The organism is Roseibium sp., assembly GCF_025698965.1.
Lineage (GTDB): Bacteria > Pseudomonadota > Alphaproteobacteria > Rhizobiales > Stappiaceae > Roseibium.
The window spans coordinates 1-8,047 of the sequence record NZ_JAILWL010000305.1 but is presented as its reverse complement, the minus strand read 5'-3'; the positions used below and the strand labels follow the sequence as shown (position 1 = coordinate 8,047).

Annotated in this window: 7 protein-coding genes; 1 reads left to right on the top strand and 6 read right to left on the bottom strand. The window is 58.6% G+C overall.

The features are described from left to right. The coding region (locus K5905_RS21685; RefSeq protein WP_297587625.1) for an Hpt domain-containing protein at positions 1-480 on the bottom strand (480 nt) is incomplete at its 3' end. A gap of 69 nt (positions 481-549) precedes the next feature. After that, positions 550-1,314, bottom strand: a complete 765-nt coding sequence (locus K5905_RS21680; RefSeq protein WP_297587622.1) for a response regulator — start codon at positions 1,312-1,314, stop codon at positions 550-552. 409 nt (positions 1,315-1,723) lie between these two features. Between K5905_RS21680 and K5905_RS21675 the strand changes: the two genes are divergently transcribed. After that, the gene (locus tag K5905_RS21675) at positions 1,724-2,413 is read left to right on the top strand and encodes a Crp/Fnr family transcriptional regulator (protein ID WP_022699499.1); all 690 of its coding nucleotides are present in this window, start codon (positions 1,724-1,726) and stop codon (positions 2,411-2,413) included. A gap of 10 nt (positions 2,414-2,423) precedes the next feature. Here the strand turns inward: K5905_RS21675 and K5905_RS21670 are convergent, their stop codons facing one another. From K5905_RS21670 to K5905_RS21655, 4 genes are all read right to left on the bottom strand, one after another. After that, complete coding sequence (locus K5905_RS21670) at positions 2,424-3,839, bottom strand: DUF1254 domain-containing protein (RefSeq protein WP_297587618.1); 1,416 nt, start codon at positions 3,837-3,839, stop codon at positions 2,424-2,426. A gap of 61 nt (positions 3,840-3,900) precedes the next feature. After that, on the bottom strand, positions 3,901-6,252 hold the full coding sequence (locus tag K5905_RS21665; protein WP_297587616.1) for a TonB-dependent receptor: 2,352 nt from the start codon (positions 6,250-6,252) through the stop codon (positions 3,901-3,903). A gap of 48 nt (positions 6,253-6,300) precedes the next feature. Beyond that, a complete protein-coding gene (locus tag K5905_RS21660) occupies positions 6,301-7,677 on the bottom strand; it encodes a hypothetical protein (protein ID WP_297587613.1) in 1,377 nt (458 codons plus the stop codon). A 101-nt stretch (positions 7,678-7,778) separates the two neighbouring features. Continuing rightward, positions 7,779-8,047 (bottom strand): hypothetical protein (locus K5905_RS21655; RefSeq protein ID WP_297587611.1); only part of this gene is annotated, 269 nt, incomplete at its 5' end.

The following is an 8,047-nucleotide window of genomic DNA, read 5'->3' as shown; positions in this document are numbered from 1 at the left end:
CAGAAGTTCACGGACCAGGTTGCGCACAGAAATATCATCTTCAACAAACAGAACGCGTTGCGAATTCAGCAACTGCCTGAGGGCGGCTGCGTCGGCGTCACCCAGTGTTTGCTGGGCCGGGTTCTCGAAACTCTGCAGGAGTTTGGACTGCTCGGGGGCCACAGTTCGGCGCAGTTTGGCGACCTTTGAGAGATCCAGATAAATACGCTCCATCAATTGTGGCGTGAGGTCGTGCTTGGATTCCAGCAGTCGTTGCGTATTTTGCTCGAGTTTGAAAAATGCTGCGCCAATGCTTGGGAATCCCATGCAATAGGCGGCGCCTTTGAGGCGGTGGCTTTCCTCATGCAGTTTTTTCAAGTTGCGCTTCAGCTGGAACTGGGAGGCTTTTTCATCGCCTATGATACGAGTCAGACTCACCAGCTGGTCTGGAAACTTTGTGCAAAACTGTTCAACGACACGTCTTGGATTTGCGGCAGGCATACATGTCTCCACCTTTTTCAGTGAAACGTAAGCCAATGTTCTATTTTAAAGGTTACACACAATGACGAGTTATGTCTTCAAGGCGCGTGACAGCACGCCATGCAGACGTTGCGCATCAAAGGGTTTGAGCAGATAGCCGTCAGGCCGGTACAGGCCTGCGCGTTCTATGGCTTGTTTCGAGGAGGGGACCGTCATGAAGATGAAGGGCGTCTCTTTCGGGGGGCGCAACCCGCCAGACCTGAGCTTTCTCAACAGATCCAGGCCAGTATCGCCTTCCAGCTGCCAGTCGCAAATGATCGCGTCTACATGATGCTCTGCGAGATGCTCCGCCGCATCCTTCGCGCACGTTTCACACGCGATATCAGCGTAGCCTTCTTGCTTGAGATACAGTTGCGCCAGCCCGTGCAGGGCAACGTCATCATCGACAAAAAGAATACGCTTGTGATCATCGCGGTCCACCAGCGGAGTGTGCTCGGTTTCGACCGGATGCGGCTCATAACCCAAAGTATCCAGCAGGCTGGCTTGCTGCATCATGTCTGCGATCAGGCCGGGCAGACGGGTCTGGTCCATGACCGGGAGCGCCGCGCTTTGCGCAGAGATATGGCTGAGTGCGACTTCTTCGATCAGTTCAAAGTTGCGGGCCATAGCGGGAAAGCCGAACGAACCGTAAGAGCCCATCAGGCGATGAGAGAGCTGGGCGATATCGGTGACGAGTTCGTGTGAGGTCTCGCTATCACAAGCGCTTTCCAGTCGTTCATGAAGCGCCTGAATGTCTTCATGCGCCCGGCTCAAAAAGGCTCGGCGCAGTTCAGAGATTTGGGTGGCTGATGTCATGCGCGCCTCCAGACCCGGTAACCTGACCGAAAGTGTCGAGGGTCATCTGCAAACATCAGGATAATGATTTTGCTTAACGCCTGGTTTGGCACTCGTGATGTGGGCGTTTCCGACAACTGTGAGGCGTACATGGGTTTGCGCCTGATCCAGGCGAAAGCCCATACCGGTCAATCCGCATAATACTCCACAAAAGACGGAAGCGTTATTTTTAACCGAAAATGATGCGTCTACTGCGGGCTAATTGTTTTGGCTCAGGCGTTGTCAGCTCTCTTTTGAAGAGTGCGCAGCCGCGTAAGGCCAGTATTTAGCGTATATTCCACCTTAGGGTGTGGGGTTTCAAATATTCAGCTTCTCGTGGCTCTATAAAGCGACCAGTATCAATATCTTGAACAGTGTTGAGGACGATACGATGGCCGGATTGCTGGAACACGGAAGTCTGAAATTTCTCGACCTGTTGAGTGATGACGTCAAAGCGGCTCTGGAATCCGTTGAGCGCAGACTGACTTTTGAAGATGGTCAGATGATCTATTCAGCTGGAGATGACGACCAACGCCTGATGATTGTCCGCTCCGGGGCGGTCAAGATGGGCCGGATCAGTCCCGAAGGGCTGGAAACGATACTGGCTGTTTTTGGTGAGGGGCATTTCATCGGCCTCATGAGCGTCATGGTGGGCCGAAAACGCGAGCAGAACGCTGTGGCCGTAGGCAAAACCGTCATCGGCTATATTCAGCATTCAGAGTTCAATGCTCTGATGGACGTCTACCCGGAAATCGCCCGAGCGGCTTTACCCGCGACCCTGAGCCGCCTGAAAGCGACTCTGAACATGGTGGACGACCTGCGGAGATTGCCTCTGGCTGCCTACACGGCCGTGTTCCTGCACGGCATGCTGGAGTCGGCGGAAGTTCCGGGTGTCATTCCCTGGAGCCAGTCAGATCTGGCGGTAGCCATTGGCGCCTCACGCGTGTCGATCGGAAAGGCTCTCAAGCAACTTGAGGCGGATGGACTGATCACTCTGAAATACAGGGCGATTGAAGTGACCGATGCTACGGCTCTGGCTGACTGGATTGACGCAGCCAGAGCCGAGCATCTTTCGTCCTGACCCCTCAGGATTACTGATCTGAGGCGGGTATCAGAGGCGGCAAGGCGAGTTCCCCATCGTACAGGGACTGGGTGGTTTCCGGTTTGGGTGAGTAAATCCGGAAAGTGACCCGGAACGGGCGACCTTCGGGAGAGGGGAGCCAGTTGGCGTCCAGTTCCCCGCCCGGCGCTTCAGGCTGGATATAGAGATCCAGCGAACCGTCGTCGTTAAACTGGAGGTTATGACGACTGCCGATGGAGTACCGGTCGATGGGGTTGTCGACCAGAAGGAAAGTCTCGCCATCGTACATGGTCACCGACCAGAACCCGAGTGAAGTGATCTCGGGCAGATCCTCGGGTTCGAAATACATCCTGTAGGACTCACTGCCATCAAGCGGCGCGTTCTCTGAGTCAAAAAAGGTGTAGAAGTAGATCGCCTCTTCAGGATCGTTGCCCAAAAGCCCGACCAGAGAAATCGCGGCGCGGGCCGCATAATCGAAAACTATGTCATCAGCATAGCGCGCCGTATCCCAACCCGTCGGGAAACGCTGGCCTCGATTGCGGCGCAGATATTCCATCACCGCCGGGCCGTCTTCGATCGCGCGCAGGATGCCGGCGCGGGTGTCCGGGTCCAGGGCGTCGGGATCAAACCCCTGACCGGGCTCCAGACCCAGGCGCCACAGCGTGGCGTTCATCGCCGCATGCTGCGGAGGGGGCGGGTTTTCAGCCAGTAGAACGGCCATCTGATGAAAATGTGCGAATGGGCCTTCAATAGTCTCTCGCTCGACAGGGGCGGGGATGGCGGGTTCCACTTCTGTCGGGCCATTGTCCCAGGCTGAAAGCGGGGTGAGGGACATCTGGTTCTGATATCCGCGTACAGTGGCGAGATCGGTTTCGTTGCGTTGCACGGCCAGACGAATAGCCAAGGCGCCTGACGGAGTGTCGATATCAACCCGTTGGACGCCATCAGGGAGCTCGCCTTCCCAATCAGGTCCGACAAACGCCAGGTGCGCCCCTTCACCCCCATTCACGCGTGGGGAGTAGTGATAGGTCTGGTTTTCCATATAGGCGTTGACCGACTGCACGACGGCGTAGCGATCCTTGATCTCGGGCATGTCGAGAATGATCGGTTCGGCTCGAAGGTCGAGAGATACGCCCGTATAGACCGTGTCATTATTGGGGCTGTAGGGCATGTCGCTGTTGGCGTTCGCCAGCCAGTTCATGTGCCCGAGCCGGTTGATGGGGGCGATCGGACCGCGGGTCTGAGCTTCTCTCAGGTTTTCCCGACGCAACCGTTCGCGCTCCCAGATGAAAAGCGGATAGGTGTACAGATAAGCCTGAATGGCGAGGCTGTATGCCAGCGCTTCGCGGCCTTCTGCGTCCACTTCGCTTGTCACGACGGTTTGGGGCGCGGTTTGGGCCTGAGCGGCGACGGGCGTGAGTCCCAAGCCGAGTATCGAGATGGCCGTTAGGAGTGCTTGTTTCATCATGAGTTTTCGAGCCTCTGGCTTAGAATGTGGTGGACAGGCGGACGCCAAACGTACGGGGCGCACCTGTGTTGCAGCGGATGAACGTCCCGCCAGTGGAGGCGTTGTTCAGACCCAGCTGACCGCTCAGCGGCTGGTAGAAGCTGACGCCGCAATAGCCTTCATCAGTGAGGTTTTCGCCATAGACGGCGACATTGAAACGGTCGTTGGGAGCGCTGAGCGTCAGGCGGGCTGACACCAGCGCATAACCGTCTTGCAGGACCTGTGGATTGTTATCGATTACGCCCCCGACGAACTGTTCGCCCACATAGTTGGCGCCAGCCGTCGCGCGCCAGCCCCATTGGGCGACTTCGCCATCGACGGTCACGAACAGATTGCCAGTCCATTCCGGAGCGAAATGGTTCTTGCCTCCGGTCAGGTCCTGAACGCGACGATTGCCGCCAACCGGACCGCAACCGGGAATGTCAGGGCTGGCGACTGAACAGCCGGGCAGGGCCTGAGCGCCGGTGAAGGAGGTGAACTCGGAGTCCAGATACGCAACCCCGCCGGTCACTTCGATATTGCTGGCGATCAGCAGCGCGCCATCAAGTTCGAACCCCTGGTGAACCAGAGTGCCGGCGTTCCGGGTGATGAAGCTTGAACCGTCAAAGCTGCGGGACTGGAAGTCCTCAAGCTCGGTCCGGTAGGCGGTCAGCGCCAGATCCATGCGGTTGTCGAGAAAGCTTCCCTTGAAACCCAGCTCGAAATTGTCCGCAGTTTCACTGTCAAAGGTGCGCTCCTCAGCAGTCAGGCGTTCTGCGCCGCCGCCTGAGTTGAACCCGCCAGATTTGTACCCGGTGCTATAGGACGCAAACACGGTGTGGTCCGGGCTGACAGTATAACTCAGCGCCACGCGCAAGGTCGGCGTCTCGTCCGAGAAGTCGAGCTGGGTGTCTGCGGGGGCCCTGAAGGCGCGCGCAGACAGCGGGTTGGCCGCCAGCTGCAGGAAGCGTCCCTCACGTTCGTCTGACGTGTACCGCGCTCCGAGCTGAAGCGTCAGCTCGTCTGTCAGCAGGTATTCACCCTGGGCGTAGACCGCCAGGCTGTCCGAGCTTTGCGTCATGCGAAGATCCGACGCTTGCGCTTGAGGGCTGTTCAGGCAGGGCGCGCGAAGCGGGGCGGGCGCGAGCACCATGCAGGTTCGGGGCGTGAAGGACAGAACCTCGGTAAACGCGGCGTCTTCATGGGAGGCGTAAAGCCCGGCCACAAAGCTGAACCTGCCATCCATCAGATCGTCTGGAGAAACCAGACGCAGTTCATGGGACCAGCTTTCACTGTGCAATCCGGCGATGCGGCCGGTCAGAGGTATGGAGAGAAAAAAGATGTCTTCATCGTATTGCTGGTTCTCGTAGTCGCGCCATCCGCTGATGAGCCCGAGCGAGTAACCATTATCGAAATCGTAGTTGAACGTGCTCGACAGGCCCCATTGGACATCAGACAGGTCACCCCCAACGATGTGGCTTACCCGGTGATCATACGGATCATCCAGTTCGGGCAGGTTTCCGGCGCCCAGAAACCCGGTCAGGATCGCGCGTCCCACCGGGGTCAGCGTATCTCCGAGGGCCTCCGCCGCACTCGCGCCGTCGCCAGACAGACGCGTGTGATCCAGTCGAACCGACCAGCTGAGACGGGGCGTAAGATCGATATCCGCGCTCAGGCGCGCCGCGACGGTTTCGTCGCCGCCAAAACTGGAGCCGTCCGGAATGGACTCGCCATAGCCGTCAAACTCTGAGGCCTGAGCCGCAAAACGCAGGCGAACCGCGTCGTTCACAGGAAGGTCCACAGCCGCTTCAATCTGTTGAAGGCCATAGTCGCCGAATTCGAGGGAATCGGTCCCATGAAACTCCTCACCTGGCGCCCGTGAGGTGAGGATTACGCCGCCAGAGGTGGCGTTCCTGCCAAACAGCGTGCCTTGTGGCCCGCGGACGACCTCGACGCTGCCGATATCAAGAAATGAAGCGTAGAGAATGGAGGGGCGAGGAATGTACACGCCATCAAGGAAGAACGCAGTGCTTTGGTCCGCCGCCGTGTTGCCGGCCGTCCCGATGCCGCGAACAACGATGCGGGTGTTGGCGGCGGCAGCCCCGCGGGTAGCGTAGAAGTTTGGAACGGTGCGTCCCAGGTCCATGGCGTTCGTGATGTTGCGCTCTTCCAGGTCTTCGCCGCTCACCGCGACGATGGAAAGCGGCACGTCCTGAATGTTCTCCTCGCGCTTTTGAGCAGTGACAGTGATCACATCCCGGACGACTGCCGGGTCAGTCTCTTGTGCGAGCGCAGGCGCCCCCGCACTTATGAGCGCGGCAAGCGCCGAGCCTCCAAGCCAGATGGCTTTCATGATGTTTCCTCCAGGTATTTTTTGTTTTTTATTTTGATTGGTTCCGGCTCATCGCGTCGGGCACGGGAACAGCGCTTCGACCTGATTGGTCTGCAGATACTGGGTGCGCGGCATGTAGGGGCCGAGGATCGTCTCCAGGTCATCCTGGCGGTCTACGCGTTCGATGGAATTGTCGAAATCGTCCGCGCCCAGCATGTGACGGATCTGGACCACGGTGACGTCCTCATCGAACATGCCGTCGCCATCATCGGCCATCGGCAGCCAGCTCAAGCCGCATTCCGGGCGTGCATTGCGAGGGCGATCTTCTTCACGGCTCACGATGACGGTGAAGAAGCCGCGCGGATCTAGAGGAATTTCTTCATCGAACAGGCAGTCATTGACGCGCGTATTGACGAAGCTCTGGTTGGAGCAGATGGACCAGTATCGTAGCTGGCCTTCGCCCATCGTTTCGTCGCCCTGATAGGTGTTGGGCGTTGTCGGCGCCTTGGCGCGGACCATGAAGACCGGGCCATGCTTCCGATTGACGATCGTCCGGATGTAGAAATTGTCCGGATTGGGATAGAAGCCGCCCTCAGATCGACGCGCATCTTCGTTGATCTGGCCGGTATAGATCCCGAGCAGGCTTTCACGATCGAGCTGGATGTACCAGTCCGCAGGAGATTGCGCCGGCCAGGTGTCGGGGCGGTTCGGTTGCGTGATCAGGGCGCGATACTGAGCCGCCGTGATGCTGGCGGCTCCTGCCGCCATGACAGCCGGTTGCCGGGTCCGAAGCGCCTCGCAGGCTTGCTCGCCGCGCAGAATGTCTCCGGAGGGCAGGGTCAGGACAGGTTGGGGCAGGGCTGCGCCGCCATCTGGCGCGGCGCCGCCGTCAGGCAGGTATATCCGGTATAGAATGGTTTGAGGTCCGCCCGGTTGATCCGCGGGAGCATGAAGGATGCTGGTCGGGCCCTCAGCACTGCGCGAACCGATATCCCGCAAGATTTCCGGGGGCGCGTTGAGCACCTCCACCGTGTAGCGATTTGTTACTTCGGAACGTGTGGCGCCTTCAAGAAACGGATTCTCGCCCTGTTCGGCTTCGATCAGAAAGTCAGGAAGGGACTCAATGGGTTGGCCCGAAGCAGTGTAAGATACGAAAGACATGTATCGGCTGGCGGGAAAGGCGCCTTCCAGCGTGAGTTGTGCGCCGTCGGGAATGCTGAAAACGCCCGCCCAGTAAAAGACATTGGCATCAGGGTAGGCCATGTTGATGTATGGGTCCGTCCCGAACGGACCCCGTCGCCAGAAACAATCTCGGGGACCGGGAATAATGCTGGTGTCGACATCTGTCTGGGCGCTAGCAGTCTGCGGTGAGACTGCCTGACTATCAGTGCATGCGGCGCCCAGCATCGTGAGTGCGAATATCGCGCCATAGCCTTTAAGAGACATGGCTTTCCTCCCCATGGTGTTGCGGGAGGCTTGTCCTCCCTGCGTGTTGATCCGAGAGGAAAGAGCAAGTCGTTCTTTGAGACTGCTAACTTGTTTGCATTTCAGAATGTGCTGGGCCGTGAAAGGCTGGCTGTCGTGTCAGAGCGGGGCAAGGTTGAACGACTGGCTGATAAGCCGGGGCGGGGACCGGGCCTGATCGCCGCAACGTCCGCGTCCAACTGCTTGATGACTCCCGGATAGGGCTTGTCGAGCCGGTCCGACACGCGAATCCAGGTCGTTGCTACGCTTGTGTTGGCCAGAAACCTTCGTGCGGTTGCAGTGCATTGCGCACTGCAGGAGAGGGTTAGTCCGCCGGGGCGATCAGCGTCAG